This window comes from Neisseria sp. HMSC068C04 (assembly GCF_001810105.1).
GTDB classification, from domain to species: domain Bacteria; phylum Pseudomonadota; class Gammaproteobacteria; order Burkholderiales; family Neisseriaceae; genus Neisseria; species Neisseria flavescens_B.
On sequence record NZ_KV799980.1, the window covers coordinates 157,098 to 178,613 of the forward strand.

Consider the following 21,516-nt stretch of genomic DNA (forward strand, 5'->3'; position numbering starts at 1 on the left):
TGACGGTAAAACGGCTGAATCACTTGGTCGGCCAACTGTTTCAGACGGCCGTCGTTTAACAGCGGCGCCGCAATCGCCGCACCGAAACGGGTTGGCGACAGGTTCACAATCGCATTCAAACTGCTGACGGCTTTGACCACTTCCGGCGCGGCGACAATAATGCCGGTACGCACGCCGGGCAGGCCGATTTTAGAAAGGCTGAAGCAGAGGATGATGTTTTCGTGCCAATTGAGCGTTACATCGCTATAAATAATATTCGGGAACGGCATTCCATAAGCGTTGTCGATAATCAGCGGAATCCCATGTTCCTGCGCCAACGCGTCCAAACGCGCCATTTCGTCGTCGGTCAGCACATTGCCGGTCGGATTGGTCGGGCGCGAACAGCAAATCGCACCGATTTTGCCTGCTTTCAATTCAGGCAGGCTCTCCAGCGCGTCAAAGTCCACACGGTATTTAAAAAAGCCTGCTTCGCCTTCGTGTTCGACATTTTCAATTTTCGGTTTTACCGAAATAAAATGCTGCCCCTCGACATGCACGTCGGCATAACCGATATATTCAGGCGCAAGCGGCAACAAAATGGCTTTTTCAGCCGTTTGGCCGTCTGAAAGATTGAATTTGCCACCAAACAGGTTGAACAAATAGAAAAACGCGTTTTGCGAACCATTGGTCAGCGCTATATTGTCTGCTGTCAGATTCCAACCGTATTCGCGGTTGAGAAACTTAGTCAAAGCCGCAATCAGCGCCGCATCGCCCTGCGGATTGGAATAATTGCCAATATTCTCAACAGCATGTTCCGCCGCCAGCTTGGAGAACACATCGGCGAACACCGCATTGACTTCAGCAATCTTCGCCGGATTGCCGCCGCCAAGCATATTGACAGGCTTGTCACTTTTGAGCGCGTCGCCCAAATCGTCCATCAACTGCAAAATACCGCTGTGTTGTGTGAATTTTTCGCCGAATGCTGAAAACTGCATGAAAACTCCGTTGCTGGGTGTGTGAAAACAATAAACCGCTATTATAAGAACAAAGGCCGTCTGAAAACCAGTTATCCTGATTTTTCAGACGGCCTTTACTATCCAATCTTTCCTTTAACGGCCAAAATTGTCTCGACGTTCGCGCCAGTCTTGGCGGATGGATCCGCTTTTGCCGACCGGCGTGTCTTGTTCGACTTCCCAAATAAAATTCGTTCCGCCGCCAATCGGGTGCGTGCCTCGCAAGCCGATGTGGCTGCCTTGGTCGGCAACGGCGGTTCGGCTGTATGTTTGTCCGCCGAAACGGGTTTGCGAGGTTTCGATGCCGCTTTTGATGCTGCCGTAAAGCTGTACGTCGGCATGTGCGGCGAGTGCGGCGGTGGAAAGTGCGGCAGTGAGGAGAAGTTTCAAGTTCATGGTTTATCCTTTTTTGCAGAGGAATTGTGTGACGATTGTATCGGCCTTGTGCGTAAACAAGTTACAATTCTTGCAAAATCTGACAGGAGTTTTGATGATGCGCTCTTTACGCGCCGCCGCTGTGCAAATGGTGTCGTCCACCGACCCCGAAACCAATATTGCCACCATGAAGCGCCTTGTCCGCGAGGCGGCCGAACAAGGGGCGAATTGGGTGTTGCTGCCCGAATATTGGCCGCTGATGGGCAAAAACGATACGGACAAACTGGCATTTGCCGAGCCTTTGGACGATGGACGCGTTGGCGAAACCTGCCACACCCGTTTTCAGACGGCCTTAAGCGAAACGGCCAGGGAATGCGGCGTGGTGTTGTTTGGCGGTACGGTTCCGTTGCAAAGCCCAAACGCTGGCAAGGTGATGAACACGATGCTGGTGTATGACCGCGACGGCAACCGAATCGGGCTTTACCACAAAATGCACCTTTTCGGCTTTTCCGGTTTGGGCGAACGCTACGCCGAAGCCGATACGATACTGGCGGGAAACGATGTGCCGAAGTTAAGCGTGGACGATGTTCCGCTGGCGGCCGGCGTCTGCTACGATTTGCGCTTTCCTGAGTTTTTCCGCGCCCAGCAGCCGTTTGATGTTTTGCTGTTGCCGGCTGCATTTACCTACACGACCGGCAAGGCGCATTGGGAATTGCTGCTGTGCGCCCGCGCGGTGGAAAACCAATGCTACGTCATCGCATCGGCACAAGGCGGACTGCATGAAAGTGGCCGCCGCACATTCGGCCACAGTATGATTATCGACCCTTGGGGCGATGTGTTGGCGACGTTGCCGGAAGGCGAAGGCGTGATTTGTGCCGATTTAGATACTGCGCGCCTGCAAAGCGTGCGCACGCGACTGCCTGCCCTGAAACACCGATTACTTTAAACACGCACTATGTCCCAGTTCCAACCCACACGCATTCTCGGCATCGACCCCGGCAGCCGCGTGACCGGCTTCGGCGTTATCGATGTCCACGGCCGCGAGCATCATTATGTTGCTTCCGGCTGTATCAAAACGTCGACCGGCGCGTCGCTTTCCGAACGCATCGCTGTGATTGTCCGCCATATCGACGAAATCATCCGCCACTATCAACCCCATCAGGCGGCCATCGAGCAAGTGTTCGTCAACGTCAATCCGGCCGCGACTTTGATGCTCGGTCAGGCGCGCGGTGCGGCGATTGCCGCTTTGGTCATGCACGACTTGCCCGTATTTGAATACACCGCTCTTCAGGTCAAGCAGGCCGTGGTCGGCAAGGGTAAGGCCGCCAAAGAGCAGGTACAGCATATGGTGGTCCAAATGCTTGCACTTTCAGGCACGCCGCAAACCGATGCCGCCGACGGACTCGCCGTCGCCCTCACTCACGCCCTGCGCAATCACGGATTGGCTTCGCAACTCAACCCTGACGGCCTGCAGGTCAAACGCGGCCGTTTCCAATGGTAAGCCGACATTCAGGTTGTCTGAAATAGTGTTCCAGCCCGTTTTCAGACGGCCTTTCGGTTATAATAACCCTTTGCCCACATACAGCGAGCCTGCATGAAAGCCGCCTTCCTTTTTCTTTACCTCATCCGCCTGCTGCCTTTTTGCGTGTTGCACAAAATTGCCGACGCGATTGGTATTCTCGCCTATTACGCAGTCAAACCGCGCCGCAAAGTCGGCGAGGTCAACCTCAAAAAATGCTTTCCCAAGCTGAACAACAGCCAGCGCACTGCCCTGCTCAAACGCCATTTCCAACACATGGCGAAACTGATGCTCGAATACGGCCTCTACTGGTACGCGCCTGCGGACAAGCTGCGCTCGTTGGTACGCTATCAAGACAAACACCATCTTGACGAAGCCCTCGCCGCCGGCGAAAAAGTCATCATCCTCTATCCGCACTTTACCGCATTTGAAATGGCGGTTTACACGCTCAATCAGGATGTGCCGCTGACCAGCATGTATTCGCACCAAAAAAACAAAGCCCTGGACGAGCAAATCCTGAAAGGCCGCTACCGCTACAACAATGTTTTCCTGATCGGCCGCACAGAAGGCCTGCGCGCCATCATCAAACACCTGCGCAAAAGCGATGCGCCCTTTCTTTATCTGCCCGACCAAGACTTCGGCCGCAACGATTCCATTTTCGTCAATTTCTTCGGCATTCAGACGGCCACAATTACCGGACTCAGCCGTATCGCCGGCATGACCAAAGCCAAAATCATTCCCGCCATTCCCACGCGTGAAGCCGACAATACCGTAACCCTGCGCTTCTATCCTGCTTGGGACAATTTCCCGACCGAAAATGTCGAAGCCGACACCCAACGCATGAACGACTTCATCGAAGAGCGGGTACGCGAGCATCCCGAACAATATTTCTGGCTGCACAAACGCTTCAAAACCCGTCCCGAAGGCGAAAACAGCTTTTATTGACTACATTGAATTACAATTTGAATATGCAAAAAGCGGCGAAGTCCTTCTTTCGCCGCTTTTTCATTTTAATCGAATCAAACCGAAACTCATGTTTGAGTTCAAACAATCAAATAATATTCCACTTTAAATGCTTTAAAAACAACTTTTTTCATCGTGATTGAAACTTTCAAACAACCCTATATTTTTCTCAAATGGAAAACATCGGGCCCAATACACTCTTTTCATTTACATATTAAATTTAATTTCTTTTAAAAACAACATATTGTAAAATAGTTCATCTGAAAAAATACATTTTAATCATTCAAAATATGAAATAAAATTAAATTAAAATTTAAAAAAATAAAATAAATATCTAACTTTTAAATAATTATGAAATATAATTGTAAAAATATGACAAAAGCTGAAATTTATACTGAAAACAGACCTTCAGAAAAAAATACTTGGCAAACTGTAAAAATTCGCGTAAATTTCACTACATCAAATTACAAAACGTTCAGACGGCCTCGCCGGCTTTAGATACTTTTGTAAGCAGTTTTCTGATATTGCAAGAAATTGCGGTATTTTAGAGAATTTCGGTGCAATGCCCGAAATGAAAGTTTACTGATGCAGAGTTGAGCTGCATCTGTAAAGCCGCAGGTGAAAGCCTGTATTGTTTGTGAAGCGTAAATCTCTGATTTGAGGTATTGGGGCAATCCTGTGGGGGATTGCCTCTTTTTTTATCTGCGCCGTCATGCCACAATGACATCATCCCTTATCCAACCCGATCACGCCATGACTCCGATACTCGCCTTCGACATCGAAACCATTCCCGACGTACACGGCATCCGCCAGCTTTACGATTTACCTGCCGATTTGCCCGACAACGAAGTCGTCCTGTTTGCCCAGCAGCAACGCCGCTCCAAAACCGGCAGCGACTTTATGCAACACCATCTGCACCAAGTCGTCGCCATCTCCTGCTGTATGCGCTGGGGGCAAGACAAAATCCGCGTCAGCACCATCGGCGATCCCGAAGACAGTGAAGAAGTCATGATTGCCAAGTTCTTCGAGGTCATCGAAAACTATACGCCGCAACTCGTCAGCTGGAACGGCGGCGGTTTCGACCTGCCCGTCCTCCACTACCGCGCCCTGATACACGGCATCAGCGCCGCCCGCTATTGGGACATGGGCGACGGCGATTTTGGCGACAGCCGCGACTTTAAGTGGAACAACTATATCAGCCGTTACCACACCCGCCATTGCGACCTGATGGATTTGCTCGCCCTCTACCAACCGCGCGCCAGCGTGCCTTTGGACGATATGGCCAAACTCTGCGGCTTCCCCGGCAAATTGGGCATGGACGGCAGCAAGGTTTGGGACGCTTATCATGCAGGCCGTCTGAAAGACATCCGTGACTATTGCGAAACCGATGCAGCCAATACCTATCTCATGTATCAACGCTTCCGCATGATGAGCGGCGCGCTCGATGCCGACGAATACGAAGTCGAAATCAAACGCATCAAACATTATCTGGCCGCACAAGCCGAAGAAAAACAACACTGGGCGGAGTTCGTCGCTGCTTGGCGTTAAACCAGGCCGTCTGAACAGACAAACCAGCAAACCAAAAGGGCGTGATTGACACGTCCTTTTTTATATTCTGACAAACCATGCCCGCTAAGCAGGCAAACGTCCCAGCGTGACCCTGTCCAATCCAGCCAAATCCTGTTCGGTTGCCACTTCGACAAAACCGTTCTCCAGCATAATATTCCGCAACGCTTCGCCTTGGTCATAGCCGTGTTCAAACAGCAGCCAGCCGTTGGCTTTCAGGTATTTGGGAGCTTCTTGAGTAATGTGGCGGATATGGCTGAGGCCGTCTGAAAAATCGGTCAACGCGTTTTGCGGTTCAAACCTCAAATCGCCTTGCGACAAATGTTCATCGCCATCCTCGATATACGGCGGATTGGAAACAATCACATCGTATCTGCCTTCAGACGGCCTGTCGGTATCAAACCACGAACCCTGCGCGAATTCGACTTTTGCGCCCAATTCGGCCGCATTTTGACGGGCAGTATCCAAAGCACCGACGCTGATATCGGATGCGCGAACATCGGCATTAACGCGTTCAAGCGCGACGGTCACGGCAATGGCGCCGCTGCCCGTTCCCAAATCCCACACGCGGCCTTGCGGCGGCAAGCGTTTGAGTACGGCTTCCACCAAATGCTCGGTTTCAGGGCGCGGAATCAGCACATGGGGATTGACGGCAAAGCGTCGTCCGTAGAACTCGCGCTCGCCCAACAGATAGGCCATCGGCTCGCCTTTCAGACGGCGTTGAACCAAAGCCGCCAAGGTTTGCAGGGCGGAGTCTGCTAAATCGTCCGTACCGCGTGTAACCAGCTGCGCACGCGTATAACCCAGCGCATATTGCAACAACATCCGCGCTTCGTTTTTGGGCAGTGCCGATTGGCGCAACCATTCATCAAGCGTCATTTTTCGTCCCATCTGCCAGCGTTGTGGCTTTTCTTTCCTTACTCTTTCCGGCAAACGTGCCGATGGTGGCAACCGCAAATGCAGCATACCAAAAATAAAATCCGACACCGTAGCGCACGATATCCGATGTATTCCCAGCTTCATCGACGTGTACGGCTTTCACACTGAAAGCCACCAGCGCCAAGCCCCAAAGTGCCGCATGGACAGGCACGACCTTCTTCCGCAACGCCAGCAAAACAATGGCCGCCAACCAAACATAATTCGCATAGGCCGCACAATATCTGATGTCCAAAGAAGTAAATATCGACCCCAAAATCAAAACGGTCAAACCCTTCATGCTTTCATGATTGCCCAAATAAAATGCAACATTGGACAAAGACGCGATCCACAAGGTAACCGACACCAGCAACATCACGATGGGAAAACTTGATTTCCGATTCTGTTCCTGCATGGTTTTATCCTAATGTAAAAGGCCGTCTGAAAATCTTTCAGACGGCCTGCCGTTTAAATTTCGCTACCGCCGACGGTTAGCCCGGCATCAATCCTCAGGGTCGGTTGTCCGACGCCGACAGGAACGCTCTGCCCTTCTTTGCCGCAGACACCGATGCCGCTGTCGAGCGCAGTGTCGTTGCCTATCATGGAAACATGTTTCAGCACTTCGGGGCCGTTGCCGATGATGGTCGCGCCTTTGACAGGATATTGCAGTTTGCCGCCTTCCACCCACCATGCTTCGGATGCGCTGAACACGAACTTGCCGCTGGTAATATCCACTTGTCCGCCGCCGAAATTGACGGCGTAAATGCCCTTGTCGATGGACGCGATGATTTCTTCCGGCTCATAGCCGCCGTTTTCCATAAAGGTATTGGTCATGCGCGGCATAGGCGCAGAAGCGTAACTTTCGCGGCGGCCGTTGCCGGTCGATTGCGTGCCCATCAGGCGGGCGTTGGTTTCGTCCTGCATATAGCCGACCAAAATACCGTCTTCGATCAATACCGTGCGGCGGGTTTCATTGCCTTCGTCGTCGATATTGAGCGAACCGCGTCTGTCGGCAATATCGCCTTGATCCACAACGGTAACGCCTTTGGCGGCCACGCGCTCGCCGATTCGACCGGAAAAAACGCTGGTTTCTTTGCGGTTGAAATCGCCTTCCAAACCATGTCCGACCGCTTCATGCAACAACACGCCCGGCCAGCCGTTGCCCAAAACGACGGTCATCTCGCCGGCAGGCGCAGGACGGGATTCGAGATTGGTTAGGGCTTGTTTGACGGCGGAATCGACAAACCGATGCACCAAGTTTTCATCGAAATACGCCAAATCATAACGTCCGCCGCCGCCCGCGCTGCCCTGCTCGCGACGCTCGCCCTGCTTGGCAATGACGGTTACGTTCATGCGCACCATCGGGCGGATGTCGGCAGCGTGTTTACCGTCCAGACGGGCGATGTACACCATGTCGTATTCGCAGGTCAAACCGGCCATCACTTGCACGATACGCGGATCGGCGGCTTTGGCCAGCGTTTCGACTTTGTTCAACAGCGCGACTTTGGCAGCGGAATCAAGGCTGGCAATAGGGTCAATCGCCATGTGGACAGGCTTGCCGTAGGCAGGTGTCGGCACTTTGACACTGGCCTCGTTGCCGGCCGCACCAATCACGCGCACGGCTTTGGCAGAGCGGTTGATCGAATCGATACACAGGCTGTCGGCGTAGGCAAAAGCGGTTTTATCGCCCGAAACGGCACGCACGCCCACGCCCTGATCGATTTGGAAGCTGCCCGATTTGACGATGCCTTCTTCCAAATGCCAACTTTCATAGGCAGTGCGCTGACAATAGATATCGGCATAATCGACATGGTTGGCGCCGATAATGCTCAGGCTTTGGGCGAGCAAATCGGGGGAAAGATGGTTGGCTTCGAGCAAATCTCGCTGTACGGCGGCGTAGGTTTGTTGCATAATTTTTCAGACGGCCCGACAAGCAGGCAAAGTTAATTTGGCCTTGATTATACGGTATTTTATATGGCTTTGGATATGTTGATTGCTTGGGTTTATGAGTGATTGAAACAAATCAAAAGGCCGTCTGAAAGATAGGGCGAAATGTTTGCCTTACCCTAGTTCAACATCAGCCGCACAAAGAAGGTAACAAATCATCGTATGATTGATGCAGCGCAGGCTGATAAAGATTCAAATAAATAGATTGGAATTGAAATGAAAAAGTTATTTGTTGTATTGCTAGGACTGGCAAGTCTTAATGTTTATGCCAACGGCTGTGGCGGTGAATACCAACCGGCAACTGGAACATGCCGCATTATTGACAGCTCAGGTCGACAAATTCTATATAATGTGGGTGCTCCACAATCTTCTAGCGGCTCTACTCAGAGTCAACCTAGAGTTGTCAATATCCATGTCCCTTCAAAATACGGAGCTTGGGCAAATAATCCCAAAACAGGCCTTTCAGGTGGTGCTCTTGATATGGATTCACTTGAAGCTGCCAAAAGAGAAGCTATTAAAACCTGTGAACGAGGTGGTCAAAATAAACCATGCAAACTTGGGGCCTGGGTTCGAAATGGCTGTATCGCTGTCGCTCAAGGAAAAGATGGTAAAAAATGGAGAAATTTTTTCGGTATAACCGATCCTGGTCTTGCAGAAGCAGAAGCTTTAAGGAAATGTCAAGCATATGGACTTCCGCAATGCAAAGTCGTTGTAGAAGAAGGCTGCTCATTGCCTAAATTCTAATAGACAAAAGGCCGTCTTTATTCAGACGGCCTTTTCAATCACAGCAAAGCCAATACCACAATTTAATTCCCATACAAAACAAAGTATTACAACAAAAACCATTATTTTTTCAATTTTGCTATTGATAATAGTTATTATTAGCGTATAATCAAAACCACTCGGAAGACGTCCTAATCCGAGCCATTAAACGACAGATTTTATCCCCCTCTTCCCCATTATCTCTTGATACTCGGAGTGCGCATATACGAAACATACCTGTTCCCCTTTATATCAGATACTCAAAACCGAAAAACATGAAACCCACTGCCGATACAGTGGGTTTCGTGTTTTGCGGCATTCGGTTTATCAGGCTTTGCCGACTGCTGATCAGGCCGTCTGAAACCGAATAAACCTGATCATCGGCAGGTTTTCATGTTCAATTTACCATAACGGCCGACAATGTTTCTGATGTCTTGGGCATCGCGCTCGTCGACCGCCATAAAGACCACGGTCATGCGCGCTACGCTCAAACCGGTATCGGGTGCGCTTCTGTCTTCCTGTTCGACAATACGCGCGCCGCCGAAACCTGCGCTGGATAAGCGTGAAATCAAAACTTGGGCGGAAGAGCGGCTGCGTGTTACGTCAATGCTGATTTCGCCGTTGTGAATGCTGCCGCTAAAGCCTCGGCTACCCAAGGCATCAAGCTGGGCGGAAGTGTCGCCGTCGGCAGGCAAGACCACGCGGAAGGTTTTGGAAGAAGTCTCGCCACCGGATGCGCCGTTGCGTTTTTCGATACTGCGGCTGGCCGCATGAGGCCATTTGCCCAACAGGCCTTTGATACGGTGGTAATCATCTTCATCCATCACTACGGTGGCGCTACTGGTACACAAGCGTTCCACGCCGGCCGCGTCCATCTCTTCTTCGGCGGCGCGACGTTCTTGCGCTTCTTTCTCGCGGCGCATTTTTTCTTTTTTCTCTTTCAACTGCTGCGCTTCTTGCTTTTTACGCAAGGCTTCTGCTTCTTCGGATTCAGGTTCTGCCATAATCAGGCCGTCTGATTCGACCACCACCCAATCGGGTTGCGATGCCTGCTGAGGCTCGGCTTTGGGTGCGTCCAAAGAAGACGGGCGCAATAATTCATGCGTACCGCCTTCCAAAGCAGATTCGGGTTTGGCGGTTTTATGTTGTGTCCGGTAGGCAACCATGCTGCCAAAAACAATGATGTTGAGTGCGACCAAGACCGCAAACAGCCATTTCATGATGCGTTTTCCTTTTTATTGTCCGTTGCGATGGGCAATCCAATGCAAGAGCCCGTGAATCACGAGATTATCGACGATTTTCACTTGATTGTCATGAACGAATGACTCCGGCAGCGCCTGCACGACTCTGGCCGCGCCGCCGCCCGTGATGATAATATCGACCGGTTTGCCCTCGCCCATTTTCTCTTTCAGACGGCCATGCATCATCATCAACGCGCCGCAAACGGCATCCATCATGCCGCTGGCAATGGCGTTCGGCGTTGTGGTTGGGAACGGATATACCTTGCCGATGGGGCGGTTGAGGTTGGCGGTTTTGAGCGCCATCGCCTCTTTCATCAAGTGGAAACCGGGCATGATGGTGCCGCCGAGATAATGATTGTCTTCCGTCAGTGCGTCGGTGGTTACGGCGGTACCGCAGCTGACGACGACGCAGGCGTTTTGCGTAAAGCGGCGGCTGCCCAGCGCATTAAACCAACGGTCAGAGCCATGTTCTTCAGGGCGGCGGTAATGGTTGCGGATACCCAAAGCCTGCGGCATGGAAGACAGCCATTCGACCGGACGGGTTAACTGCTCTTCCACCATCGCTTTTTTTACCGAACCGCACACAGCGCAACCGACAATCTTTACATCTTCATCGGCAAATTGCAGCCATTCTTCGCCCAGCTGGGTCAAATCACGATACGGCGCGCGGCCGACTTCGGAAAATGTGCCGTTCTCTACCCACGCCCATTTCAACTGACTGTTGCCGCCGTCCAGCAGCAAAAAGCGTTCCGGTTTCGCAGCGGCAGGTTGTGCCGGGCGGTTATCTGGGCGCAAACTGATCTCACCGCTGACAATGGTTTTTTCGCCCTTGTCCGTCAGCAAACGCAACGCGCCTTGCGCATCCACGCCTTTGACCACGCCTTCGTGTACAACGCGTCCTTCCTGAAGCAACAACACCGGTCTGTCCGTGTCGCGGTTGGCGGCATTGTATTCGCCGACACATGACGCAAATCCATTTTGTGCGTATTCGTTCAACAGCGCATCAAGTTGCGCCAATACCGCATTCAACAAGGTTTTGACGCTTACGCCCTGCTTAGAGGCCGCCTGAAACAAGGCCTGCACGGAAGTGGCGTTTTCAACTTCTTTCGGCAATACAAAATTGATGCCGATGCCGATGACGGCGACGGTTTTATTCTCTACCCGCGCCGTTTCAATCAAAATACCGGCCAATTTATCGTTGGCTACGACCAAATCGTTCGGCCACTTGATCTTCACGTCCAAACCAATATCGGCAAGCGCACGGCGGCAAGCCAATGCCACCACCAACGCCAGCGAACCCAGCTCATATTGCGGCTTATCAAACGTCCAGCCCAAGCTGAACATCAGACATTCGCCCTGTCGGTTGACCCAACTCCGCCCTTGCCGTCCGCGTCCTTTAGTTTGGAAATGCGCCACACACAAGGCCTTATGCGCCAAGTCCGCCGACTGGCGCGCCAATGCCATGATTTCATCGTTGCTGGACGAACATTCGTGTTTCAACTGCGCACGAAAACCCTGTTTTCCGGCCATTTGTTGCAGAGATTCTTCGGAAAACACAGCCAAAGGGCGAACCAAACGCCATTGCCCGTCGTGCTGGCGCAGCAAACCGCGGATATGGCCCGGCATCTGCTGCCAGAATCCGTTTAATTGTTGCGGCTTCATCCCGACCACTCGCGCCAACTGAGAAACGTGTTGCGGCAGGCCGTCTGAAAGCGCGGCGAGCAAGGCCCAATGGCGGCTGTTCAAATCCGTCATTCGCCTCCTCCGGCTTCGCGGATTTTCGCCAACGTTTTGGTGGTCGAAGTCTGGTGTAAAAACGGAATCGAAAATACTTTGCCGCCACGCGCAAACGTCTCGGCCGCACCGACAATCTTATCCACAGGCCAGTCGCCGCCTTTAATCAATACATCGGGTTTGACCATTTCAATCAACGCGGCCGGCGTGTCGTCATCAAACCATGTGACCAAATCCACGCTCTCCAATGCCGCTGCCACTGCCGCACGGTTTTCCAAAGGATTAATCGGGCGGTCGTCACCTTTTCCCTGACGGCGCACCGAAGCATCGGTATTCAACGCCAATACCAAAGCCGCACCGGCCGACCGCGCCTGCGCCAGATACGTTACATGGCCCCTATGGAGAATATCGAAACAGCCGTTGGTAAACACCAGCGGACGGGGTAATGCCGCCAAACGCTCCGCCAGCTTTTCGGGCGGACAGATTTTGGATTCAAATTCTGGAGCTGACCATTCGGACATGATGCGGTTCCTTTGGGAATGAAACAGAAAATAATCGGGGTATTATAAAGGATAACGGCGAAACGCCATAAAAAGATACCAAACGGTACAATATTCGGGCTTGACTGCGTATTCATTGATATTTGATAACACAGCAAATGCCATTTTTGCCGATGCCATGATGAAACGGTTTGATAAATACTTTTTTGAAACCCAATTAAATCTGAAGTAAAATTCGGGTATAAACGGAAAAAAGCCTGCATACAATATGCAGGCTTTCATCTGGGGTGGCTGATGGGGCTCGAACCCACGACAACTGGAATCACAATCCAGGGCTCTACCAACTGAGCTACAGCCACCGTAAAAATTGGCACGCCCGACAGGAATCGAACCTGTAACCCCCGACTTAGAAGGTCGGTGCTCTATCCGGTTGAGCTACGGGCGCTCATGCCGATTCGTGCTAAGAATTTTGTGGTCGGGGCGGTGGGATTCGAACTCACGACCCTCTGCTCCCAAAGCAGATGCGCTAACCGGGCTGCGCTACGCCCCGACTGAAGACCTGAACTATACAGACCCTTTTCAACCCGGTCAACACTTACTTTGCTTTATTTTTTCATTTTTTGGTTATCCTATTATTTTTAATCGTTATTTATTTTTATGTTTCGTAATCAGGATCACTCTTTTGTGTCAGGCCGTCTGAAAAATGCGATAATTTAAACGCAATATTTGTCCCTATTTAGGAGGAAAAATCATGGCTGCACAACTTATAGACGGAAAAAAAATCTCCCAGCAACGCATCGAGGCGGTCGCGCAGGCGGTAAAAGCGCGTCAGGAAAAAGGTTTGCACACGCCTTGCTTGGCGGTGGTATTGGTTGGCGACGACCCTGCCAGTGCGGTTTATGTACGCAATAAAAAACTGACCTGCCAAAAAAGCGGCATAGAATCGCGCTCTTATGAGCTGCCGTCTGAAACCACGCAAGATGATTTGCTGAAACTGGTGGACGAATTGAATAGCGACCCTGCCGTCGACGGTATTTTGGTGCAACTGCCGCTGCCGGCACACATCGACAGCCAAGCGGTTTTGGAGCGTATCGAGCCGCATAAAGATGTGGACGGCTTCCACCCTTACAACGTCGGCCGCCTGGTCGTCAAAATGCCGCTGATGCGCCCTTGCACACCCAAAGGCGTGATGACTTTGTTGGAAGCCTACGGCATCGACCCGAAAGGCAAAAAAGCAGTCGTCGTCGGCGCGTCCAATATTGTCGGCCGCCCGCAGGCGTTGGAATTGCTGCTGTCCCGCGCGACGGTAACCATTTGCCACAGCGCCACGCAAAACCTTGCCGATGAAGTTGCGGCCGCAGATATTTTGGTGGTCGGCGTAGGCATTCCGAATTTCGTTAAAGGCGAATGGGTCAAACCCGGCGCAGTCGTTATCGATGTGGGCATCAACCGCTTGGACGACGGCAGCCTGTGCGGCGACGTAGAGTTTGATGTTGCCAAAGAACGCGCATCCATGATTACGCCTGTTCCCGGCGGCGTCGGCCCGATGACGATTGCCACTTTGTTGGAAAACACGGTACACGCGGCCTCATTGCACGATTAATCGCTGTCATTTAAGTTAGGCCGTCTGAACATGGTTTTTCAGACGGCCTGACCTGTTTTTTTTTGCTTTTTACCTTATTGGCTTCACTTGTCCTTACTCTCTTCGCACACCGACAACCCGACTTTCCGCAACGCTTCCTATATCTTGATGGGCTTGGCCTTGCTGATTGTCTTGCACTACCATTTTCTGCCGCTGCTGCTGTCGGTTATCCTGACCTATATCTTTATTACGCGCACCAACGGCGTCATCCTCAAACTCCGCCGCCGCGTTTTGCCGCGCAACACGCGGCTGCATAAATCGCTTAACGCGCACAATATCAACCTGATTTCCACCACGCTGACGCTGACCATCGTGTTCAGCATCATCACGATGATGTCTTTGGGCATTTACCACCTGATACACGGCGGCCATGTCGGTTTTATGCTGGCCAAGCTGGCGGAAATTTTGGAAGACACCAAAAACAACCAAGACCTGCCAGCGGCCATTCTCAATATGCTGCCCAACAATATGGCCGAAATCAAAGCCTCGGCGATCAAGCTGATTGAAGAATACCGCGCTGCGCTGACTCGTATCAGTAAAAACAGCATCACATCCTTCGTGTACATCCTCATCGGCATCATCATCGGCGCTATGCTCAGTTTCCACCGCCTGAAAATGCGCAAAAACCGCCACAAAATGCCGCTGTTTAAAGCCGAATTGATACGGCGCATCGTCAATTTTGAAACCAGCTTTGAACGCGTGTTCCTCGCCCAAGTCAAAATCTCGCTGATCGACACCTTCCTGACCGGCCTGTACCTCTACCTGGTTTTGCCGCTGTTCGGCGTTGACCTGCCGTTTAAAATGACCGTCCTGATCGTTGCCTTTATCGTCGGCTTAATTCCGGTGGCGGGCAACCTGATTTCCAACACCATCATCATTATTTTGAGCCTCGGCGCATCGCTGTACGTCGCACTCGCCTCGTTGGTTTTCCTTGTTGTCATCCATAAGCTCGAATATTTCCTCAACGCCAAAATCATCGGCTCGGAAATCGAATCCAGCGCGTGGGAATTGCTGGTGGCAATGGTCGTCTTTGAACGCATTTTCGGCATCGGCGGCATCATCGTCGCGCCGGTTTATTACGCCTACCTGAAAAACGAATTGAAACTGCGAAAATTGATTTAATCAGTTGCGTTTATACACATCAAAGGCCGTCTGAAAACGACAATCGGGTTTTCAGACGGCCTTTGCTTTACCTTTTCTTACACTTTACGGCATAATGGCAGCCACGCATTTCTAGAAGAAAGATAAACAATGTCAACCAAAACCCCTTCCCTATTCGGCGGCGCGATGATTATCGCCGGTACGGTTATCGGCGCAGGCATGCTTGCCAACCCGACCGCCACCTCCGGCGTATGGTTTACCGGCTCGCTGGCTGTGTTGCTGTACACCTGGTTTTCCATGCTATCCAGCGGCCTGATGATTTTGGAAGTCAACACCCATTATCCACACGGCGCCAGCTTCGACACCATGGTTAAAGACCTGCTCGGCCCGGTTTGGAACGTCATCAACGGCGTTGCCGTCGCTTTCGTTTTATACCTGCTCACTTACGCCTACATCTTCGTCGGCGGCGATCTGACCGCCAAAGGCATCGGCAGCGCGGTAGGCGGCGAAATCTCGCTCACCGTCGGCCAACTCGTCTTCTTCGGCATTCTCGCCTTTTGCGTTTGGGCATCCGCACGCTTGGTTGACCGCTTTACCAGCATCCTCATCGGCGGCATGGTATTGACCTTTATTTGGGCAACCGGCGGCCTGATTGCCAATGCCAAAATGCCTGTCCTGTTCGACACCCAAGCCCCTGCCGGCACCAGCTACTGGATTTATGTCGCCACCGCCCTGCCCGTCTGCCTTGCCTCATTCGGCTTCCACGGCAACGTTTCCAGCCTGCTCAAATACTTTAAAGGCGACGCGCCCAAAGTAGCCAAATCCCTATGGTCAGGTACGCTGATTGCCTTAGTGATTTACGTCCTCTGGCAAATCGCCATCCAAGGCAACCTGCCGCGCAGCGAGTTTGCACCGGTTATCGCCGCAGAGGGCCAAGTTTCCGTCCTAATCGAAACGCTGTCCAAGTTCGCCCAAACCGGCAATATGGACAAAGTGTTGACCCTGTTCTCCTACATGGCGATCGCAACGTCCTTCCTCGGCGTAACGCTCGGCCTGTTCGACTACATCGCCGACATCTTCAAATGGAACGACAGCATCTCCGGCCGTACCAAAACCGCCGCGCTGACCTTCCTGCCGCCTTTGATCTCCTGCCTGCTTTTCCCTACCGGCTTCGTTACCGCCATCGGCTACGTCGGCTTGGCCGCCACCATCTGGACAGGCATTATCCCTGCCATGCTGCTCTACCGCTCGCGCCATAAATTCGGTGTCGGCAAAAACTACAAAGTTTACGGCGGATTCTGGCTGATGGTTTGGGTCTTCCTCTTCGGCATCATCAACATTGCCGCCCAAATACTGAGCCAAATGGAACTTGTCCCCGTATTTAAAGGTTAAATTCCCTTAAGGCCGTCTGAAACACCCTCTTTCAGACGGCCCAATTCATTATTTTCCGCTACAATACCCCCTTTCCCCCAACGAACACCGTCCATGTACGACAATATCCGTTTCCATCTCGACGAAGACTATCCCGACCAGCTCCCGCCCGAAAACGCCGCCACCCATATCGGCATGTACTGGCAGTGGGCCGCGCAGGCAGGCCTCGTCAACCCCGTCTGGCAAACCGCACCCGAAACCGCAGCCGACTTCGCCGCCATGACCTCGGGCAAAATCAGCGGACGACACTTCCTGCTCAAACACATGGACGGCGCATTGACGGCGGACGACTTTACCGAACTCGGCCAACGGTTTACCGAGTTCTACTACACCGACGAAGAAGACGGCTACGGCGCATTTATGGAAGACTACGTCCTCGCCCTCGACACGCCCTCGCTTGGCGGCTTCTACCACGTCAAAAACACCCCGGAAACCTTCGCCAAACTGACACCCGTTTTTCAGACGGCCTTTGAAAAATGGAAAAGCAGTTTGAAAGCAGAAAAATAAGAGCCCACACCATGAAACTCATCATCCTCGACCGCGACGGCGTTATCAATCAAGACCGCGACGATTTCGTCAAATCCGTTGACGAATGGATTCCCATCGAAGGCAGTATGGATGCCATCGCCTTTTTAACGCAGGCAGGCTACACCATCGCCGTGGCCACCAACCAATCCGGTATCGGCCGCAAATACTTTACCGTGCAAGACCTGACCGAAATGCACGCGAAAATGCACCGCCTTGCCGTTCAAGCAGGCGGTACCATCGACGGCATTTGGTTTTGCCCGCACACCGCCGCCGACAACTGCGAATGCCGCAAACCCAAGCCCGGCATGATTATCGACATCATCGAACGCTTCAAGGCCAATGCCGCCGAAACCTGGTTGGTCGGCGACAGCCTGCGCGACCTGCAAACCATTGATGCTGCAGGCGGTAAATCCGCGCTCGTCCTGACCGGCAAAGGCAAAAAAACGCTGGCCAAACACGAGCAAGAACTGCCCGAACACACCCAAGTATTCGACAACCTACTCGCTTTCTCGCAATACATCATGCGTGAAAATACAAAAATCGAAGAAGCCGCGCAAGCCATCCTATAAACGACAAGGCCGTCTGAAAACTGCCGACAACGGTGTTCAGACGGCCTTCAAACGACAGACTTTTCCCCGATATGCTGATTATCCGTAACCTGATTTACTGGTTCATCCTTTCCTCCAGCATTATTTTGCTGTTCCCCTTTATGCTGCTTGCCCTGCCCTTCCAAGGCGGTGCGCACAAAATGGCGCAAATTTGGGTACGCATTCTCAACTGGTCGCTCAAGCACGTTATCGGTTTGAACTACACCTTAAGCGGCGCAGAAAATATTCCCGACCACCCCGCCATCATTTGCGCCAAACACCAAAGCGGCTGGGAAACCCTCGCCCTGCAAGAGATTTTTCCGCCGCAAGTGTATGTTGCCAAACGCGAACTGTTCAAAATCCCTTTCTTCGGCTGGGGCTTGAAGCTGGTCAAAACCATCGGCATCGACCGCAGCAACAGCCGCGAAGCCAACAAACAACTTTTAGAACAAGGTCTTGCGCGTAAAAACGAAGGCTATTGGATTACCATTTTCCCCGAAGGCACACGCCTGCCGCCCGGTGAAAAAGGCCGCTACAAGCTCGGCGGCGCGCGCATGGCAAAAATGTTCGAGATGGACATCGTCCCCGTCTCGCTCAACAGCGGCGAATTTTGGCCGCGCAACTCCTTCCTCAAATACCCCGGCACGGTCAGCGTCATCATCGGCAAACCCATTGCCCACAACAACGGCAATGAAGCCGAACTCATGGCCCAATGCGAGCAATGGATCGAAAGCCAGCAGCCCCTGATTACCGGACAAGGCCCGTTCGCGCCCCAAACCAAATAAATCATTCCATCGGGTGGGCCGCTATACCCGCCCTTTTCACTCAAACACCATGCCCCGCCTCCATACCCACACCCTTTCAGACGGCCTCACTATTCATATCCAGCTCAAACGCAGCGCCAAGAAAAACCTCATCTTGCGCCCCGTTTCCGCCGATACCGTCAGCATCAATATCCCTCCGTTTGTTACCCAGCACACCTTTACCCAATGGCTGAACGACAACGAAGCCATCCTGCGCCGTACCTTAAACAAAACACCGCCCCGACAAACACCCACCGACACGCTTCCCGAATGGATTTGGTATCAAGGCGTTCAGACGGCCTTGTCCGTCCATGCAGCAAACCACATCCAAATCAGGCCGTCTGAAATCCTGTTGCCCGAAAAAGAAAACGCCGCCCAACTCACCCATTTGCGCCGTTTCCTACACGAGCGTGCGCACGAATATCTGCTGCCGCGCCTCGAAGGCCATATCCGAACCATCCGCCTGACTCCGAGTGCCATTTCCCTTTCTAACGCCAAAACCTTCTGGGGTGTTTGCCGCCACACCACCGGCATCCGCCTCAACTGGCGGCTCATCGGCGCACCCGAATATGTCGCCGACTACGTCTGCCTGCATGAACTCGCCCACCTGCGCCATCCCAATCACAGCCCTGCATTTTGGGCTCTGACCCACTCGCTCACGCCGCATGTTGACCAAGCTGAACAATGGCTGAAGGCGCACGGCAGCGAATTGTTCCGCCTCGGCTAAGTCTTATCCGGCAGCATTCTTCTGCAAGCAAACACCAGCCCAAAGCAAAAAATCAACGCCCTCAAAACAAATCATGTAGCCGCACGTAAAATCAAGTTTATCCGCTTGCCGCCCCTCATACCTGCCGATAAGATGATGTCGTTCTCAAAACCCTTTTCAGAAAGGAAAACCGATGACCAAAGCAAAATCGTTACTGGCCACCGGCATTTTGGCTCTTTTCTCCGCCACGGCATTCGCCTCCCCGTTGCCTTCCGAAATCTACCGTCCGGATGGCGCGCACACCATCAAAGCCGATCATCAAGGCAACGGCGAATTTGAATACGAAGCCGAACTTTCCGGCCAACGCAATTCCATTCCTTCCTTGGCCAAAAAAGTGATCGCCCACGCGCGCAGCAAAGGTTTCCATGTGGTTGAGTCTGAAATCAAACACGACGATGCCGATCTGAAATTCAAACGCGGCAAACAAGAGCTGGACGTTTCCATCGAAGACAAAGGCCAAGGCCGTATCGAATACAAAGCCGATTTGGACTTGGACCAAAACTAAATCCGACTCACAAATAAAGGCCGTCTGAAATCCCATCGGGTTTCAGACGGCCTTTTGTCGTCTTTATCAGATAAAATGGCAATCGGTTTGCAAAATTTCCGACTCAGAACATTGTACAATCTGCCCACTTATACCGATAACATCCCAAACATTGCCATGAAAAAACGTCTGCTCCTCCTTGCCATCCTTCCCCTCTCCCTTCACGCCACCGATGTACCGCCTGATGTGAAACCCGAGCTTCAAGTCAACACTGCCGAACCCCAACAACCTGAAACGCACAACACCCCTGTCGAGCAGACAAACGGGCCGTCTGAAAAAATCATCAACGTCGATGCCGACACCCTGCTTGCCAACACCGAATTACTGGCACGCGCCATGTATTCCGCCGTCGTCGCCCACAATATCCCCGGCATCAAAGCCGTTTTGCCCATTTACGAACAATGGCCCGAACACGACCGCGCCATGGCGCGCTATGCCAAAGGTTTGCTTGCCCAATCCGAAGGACGCGCCGCCGAAGCCGTCGGCCATTACCGCCGCTTTATCGCCGAGCAGCCCGATGCCTCCGCCGTCCGCTGGCAGCTTGCGACCGCCTTGTTTGAAGACAAACAAAACGAAGCCGCGGCCGACCAGTTCGACAAACTGCAAACCGAGCCCCTCCCGCCTGCCTTGCAAGAGCGCATCGAAACCTACCGCAAGGCCCTGCGTGAACGCGACTCATGGCAATTCAACGCCGGCTTGAACATCACGCGCGAACAAAACATCAACCAAGCCCCCGGCCAACGCCGTCTGGGCAACTACCTGAGCGATGAACAATGCCGCGCCGTGCGCCTTGCCTATCCCGACGACGACTGCTTCCGAGGCTGGACATTCCCCGAACCCATCGATGCCACCGCCGTCCATTACCAAATCGGCGCAGAAAAAAAATGGTCGCTGCCCCGCGGCTTCTATGCCACGGCAGGCGCAGACCATTACGGCAAAATCTATCCCAAACACACCAACTACAACGACCTCACCACACGCTTCTCAGCAGGTATCGGCTATGCCGACCAGCGCAACGATATCGGCATTACCCCGTTCCACGAACGCCGCTTCTACGGCAACGACCCCTACACCTACACCAACGGCGCACGCCTCCACTACAACCATTGGTGGCAACCCAAGCTGCAAACCCTCAGCGCATTTGAAGCAGGCCGTCTGAAAAACGGCCGCCGCGAGCATTCCAACAACACCAGCCAACTGCTCAGCAACTCCATCGTGTACTACCGCAACGCGCGCCAATACTGGGTAGCCGGTATCGACCTCTACCGCGAACGCAACCGCGACGACAAAAGCGACAGCTTCAACCGCTACGCCCTGCGCACCACATGGGGACAAGAATGGCCCAAAGGCCTCTCCACCGTCCTACGCCTCAGCGCCGCCCAACGCCGTTACCAAGCCCCCGGCTTCTTCAGCAACGAACAAAACCGCCGCGACAAAGAAGCTTCCGCCTCCCTGAGCGTATGGCATCGCGCCCTCCATTTCAAAGGCATCACCCCGCGCCTGACCATTGCCCACAACAAAACATGGAGCAACGACAAGTTCTACGAATACGGCAAAACCAAAATGTTTGTCGAATTGAGCAAAACGTTCTGACAAGTAG

At 52.6% G+C, this 21,516-nt stretch carries 22 protein-coding genes and 3 tRNA genes; 14 read left to right on the forward strand and 11 right to left on the reverse strand.

Features of this window, described 5'->3' with window-relative positions:
* Together HMPREF2700_RS08760 and HMPREF2700_RS08765 are read right to left on the reverse strand one after the other, a co-directional pair.
* Positions 1–974, reverse strand: a 974-nt coding sequence (locus HMPREF2700_RS08760; RefSeq protein WP_070591589.1) for a pyridoxal phosphate-dependent aminotransferase, incomplete at its 3' end; no start/stop codon positions are given.
* Between the two features lie 114 nt (positions 975–1,088).
* Positions 1,089–1,388, reverse strand: coding sequence for a porin (locus HMPREF2700_RS08765; protein WP_070591590.1), 300 nt, complete (start codon positions 1,386–1,388; stop codon positions 1,089–1,091).
* Positions 1,389–1,482: 94 nt separating this feature from the next.
* On the opposite strand from HMPREF2700_RS08765, the gene HMPREF2700_RS08770 reads away from it, so the two are divergent.
* The 4 genes from HMPREF2700_RS08770 to HMPREF2700_RS08785 all read left to right on the forward strand — a co-directional run bounded on the left by HMPREF2700_RS08770 (position 1,483) and on the right by HMPREF2700_RS08785 (position 5,397).
* A complete protein-coding gene (locus tag HMPREF2700_RS08770) occupies positions 1,483–2,313 on the forward strand; it encodes a carbon-nitrogen hydrolase family protein (protein ID WP_070591592.1) in 831 nt (276 codons plus the stop codon).
* Positions 2,314–2,322: 9 nt separating this feature from the next.
* Positions 2,323–2,868 (forward strand): crossover junction endodeoxyribonuclease RuvC, encoded by a 546-nt coding sequence (gene ruvC, locus HMPREF2700_RS08775; RefSeq protein WP_070591593.1) that lies wholly within the window; start codon positions 2,323–2,325, stop codon positions 2,866–2,868.
* Between the two features lie 78 nt (positions 2,869–2,946).
* Positions 2,947–3,831: a lipid A biosynthesis lauroyl acyltransferase gene (locus tag HMPREF2700_RS08780; RefSeq protein ID WP_283129702.1), complete on the forward strand. Its 885-nt coding sequence runs from the start codon at positions 2,947–2,949 to the stop codon at positions 3,829–3,831.
* 771 nt (positions 3,832–4,602) lie between these two features.
* Positions 4,603–5,397, forward strand: a complete 795-nt coding sequence (locus HMPREF2700_RS08785) for a 3'-5' exonuclease (protein ID WP_070591596.1) — start codon at positions 4,603–4,605, stop codon at positions 5,395–5,397.
* Positions 5,398–5,481: 84 nt separating this feature from the next.
* Here HMPREF2700_RS08785 and prmC read toward each other — a convergent pair whose 3' ends face one another.
* Genes prmC through tldD form a run of 3 tightly spaced genes read right to left on the reverse strand, consistent with a single transcriptional unit; the run spans position 5,482 to position 8,241 of the window.
* Positions 5,482–6,294, reverse strand: a complete 813-nt coding sequence (prmC, locus tag HMPREF2700_RS08790; protein ID WP_070591597.1) for a peptide chain release factor N(5)-glutamine methyltransferase — start codon at positions 6,292–6,294, stop codon at positions 5,482–5,484.
* Positions 6,284–6,745 carry a hypothetical protein gene (locus HMPREF2700_RS08795; protein WP_070591599.1) on the reverse strand — a complete coding sequence of 154 codons (462 nt, stop codon included), beginning with the start codon at positions 6,743–6,745 and terminating at the stop codon, positions 6,284–6,286. The genes prmC and HMPREF2700_RS08795 overlap by 11 nt, the downstream gene beginning before the upstream one ends.
* 53 nt (positions 6,746–6,798) lie before the next feature.
* Entirely contained in the window at positions 6,799–8,241 is a 1,443-nt protein-coding gene (tldD, locus tag HMPREF2700_RS08800) for a metalloprotease TldD (RefSeq protein WP_070460573.1), read from the reverse strand.
* A gap of 252 nt (positions 8,242–8,493) precedes the next feature.
* On the opposite strand from tldD, the gene HMPREF2700_RS08805 reads away from it, so the two are divergent.
* A complete protein-coding gene (locus tag HMPREF2700_RS08805) occupies positions 8,494–9,021 on the forward strand; it encodes a DUF4189 domain-containing protein (protein WP_083303979.1) in 528 nt (175 codons plus the stop codon).
* A gap of 395 nt (positions 9,022–9,416) precedes the next feature.
* Here HMPREF2700_RS08805 and HMPREF2700_RS08810 read toward each other — a convergent pair whose 3' ends face one another.
* The 6 genes from HMPREF2700_RS08810 to HMPREF2700_RS08835 all read right to left on the reverse strand — a co-directional run bounded on the left by HMPREF2700_RS08810 (position 9,417) and on the right by HMPREF2700_RS08835 (position 13,064).
* Positions 9,417–10,259, reverse strand: coding sequence for a cell division protein (locus tag HMPREF2700_RS08810; RefSeq protein WP_070591601.1), 843 nt, complete (start codon positions 10,257–10,259; stop codon positions 9,417–9,419).
* Positions 10,260–10,274: 15 nt separating this feature from the next.
* Entirely contained in the window at positions 10,275–12,035 is a 1,761-nt protein-coding gene (locus HMPREF2700_RS08815; RefSeq protein WP_070591603.1) for a bifunctional biotin--[acetyl-CoA-carboxylase] ligase/type III pantothenate kinase, read from the reverse strand.
* A complete protein-coding gene (gene rfaE2, locus HMPREF2700_RS08820; protein ID WP_094192836.1) occupies positions 12,032–12,538 on the reverse strand; it encodes a D-glycero-beta-D-manno-heptose 1-phosphate adenylyltransferase in 507 nt (168 codons plus the stop codon). Before rfaE2 ends, HMPREF2700_RS08815 begins: the two co-directional genes overlap by 4 nt.
* Before the next feature lie 259 nt (positions 12,539–12,797).
* Positions 12,798–12,873: transfer RNA gene (locus HMPREF2700_RS08825), tRNA-His, on the reverse strand.
* Between the two features lie 9 nt (positions 12,874–12,882).
* Positions 12,883–12,959, reverse strand: a tRNA-Arg gene (locus HMPREF2700_RS08830).
* A 27-nt stretch (positions 12,960–12,986) separates the two neighbouring features.
* Positions 12,987–13,064 (reverse strand) — tRNA-Pro (locus HMPREF2700_RS08835).
* Between the two features lie 201 nt (positions 13,065–13,265).
* On the opposite strand from HMPREF2700_RS08835, the gene folD reads away from it, so the two are divergent.
* The 9 genes from folD (at position 13,266) to HMPREF2700_RS08880 (ending at position 21,509) form a co-directional block, all read left to right on the forward strand.
* On the forward strand, positions 13,266–14,117 hold the full coding sequence (gene folD, locus HMPREF2700_RS08840) for a bifunctional methylenetetrahydrofolate dehydrogenase/methenyltetrahydrofolate cyclohydrolase FolD (RefSeq protein WP_003683785.1): 852 nt from the start codon (positions 13,266–13,268) through the stop codon (positions 14,115–14,117).
* 147 nt (positions 14,118–14,264) lie between these two features.
* Positions 14,265–15,278 carry an AI-2E family transporter gene (locus HMPREF2700_RS08845; protein ID WP_083303980.1) on the forward strand — a complete coding sequence of 338 codons (1,014 nt, stop codon included), beginning with the start codon at positions 14,265–14,267 and terminating at the stop codon, positions 15,276–15,278.
* 129 nt (positions 15,279–15,407) lie between these two features.
* Positions 15,408–16,649, forward strand: a complete 1,242-nt coding sequence (locus HMPREF2700_RS08850; protein ID WP_070591607.1) for an aromatic amino acid transporter — start codon at positions 15,408–15,410, stop codon at positions 16,647–16,649.
* 93 nt (positions 16,650–16,742) lie between these two features.
* Positions 16,743–17,195 carry a DUF7832 domain-containing protein gene (locus tag HMPREF2700_RS08855; RefSeq protein ID WP_049336905.1) on the forward strand — a complete coding sequence of 151 codons (453 nt, stop codon included), beginning with the start codon at positions 16,743–16,745 and terminating at the stop codon, positions 17,193–17,195.
* 11 nt (positions 17,196–17,206) lie between these two features.
* Positions 17,207–17,785 (forward strand): D-glycero-beta-D-manno-heptose 1,7-bisphosphate 7-phosphatase, encoded by a 579-nt coding sequence (gene gmhB, locus HMPREF2700_RS08860; RefSeq protein WP_070591608.1) that lies wholly within the window; start codon positions 17,207–17,209, stop codon positions 17,783–17,785.
* Between the two features lie 71 nt (positions 17,786–17,856).
* Positions 17,857–18,588: a lysophospholipid acyltransferase family protein gene (locus tag HMPREF2700_RS08865; RefSeq protein ID WP_070591610.1), complete on the forward strand. Its 732-nt coding sequence runs from the start codon at positions 17,857–17,859 to the stop codon at positions 18,586–18,588.
* A gap of 49 nt (positions 18,589–18,637) precedes the next feature.
* Positions 18,638–19,333 carry a M48 family metallopeptidase gene (locus HMPREF2700_RS08870; protein ID WP_070591624.1) on the forward strand — a complete coding sequence of 232 codons (696 nt, stop codon included), beginning with the start codon at positions 18,638–18,640 and terminating at the stop codon, positions 19,331–19,333.
* A gap of 172 nt (positions 19,334–19,505) precedes the next feature.
* The gene (locus tag HMPREF2700_RS08875; RefSeq protein ID WP_003683787.1) at positions 19,506–19,877 is read left to right on the forward strand and encodes a hypothetical protein; all 372 of its coding nucleotides are present in this window, start codon (positions 19,506–19,508) and stop codon (positions 19,875–19,877) included.
* 75 nt (positions 19,878–19,952) lie between these two features.
* Entirely contained in the window at positions 19,953–21,509 is a 1,557-nt protein-coding gene (locus tag HMPREF2700_RS08880; protein WP_070591611.1) for a surface lipoprotein assembly modifier, read from the forward strand.
* The last annotated feature ends 7 nt before the right edge of the window (positions 21,510–21,516 follow it).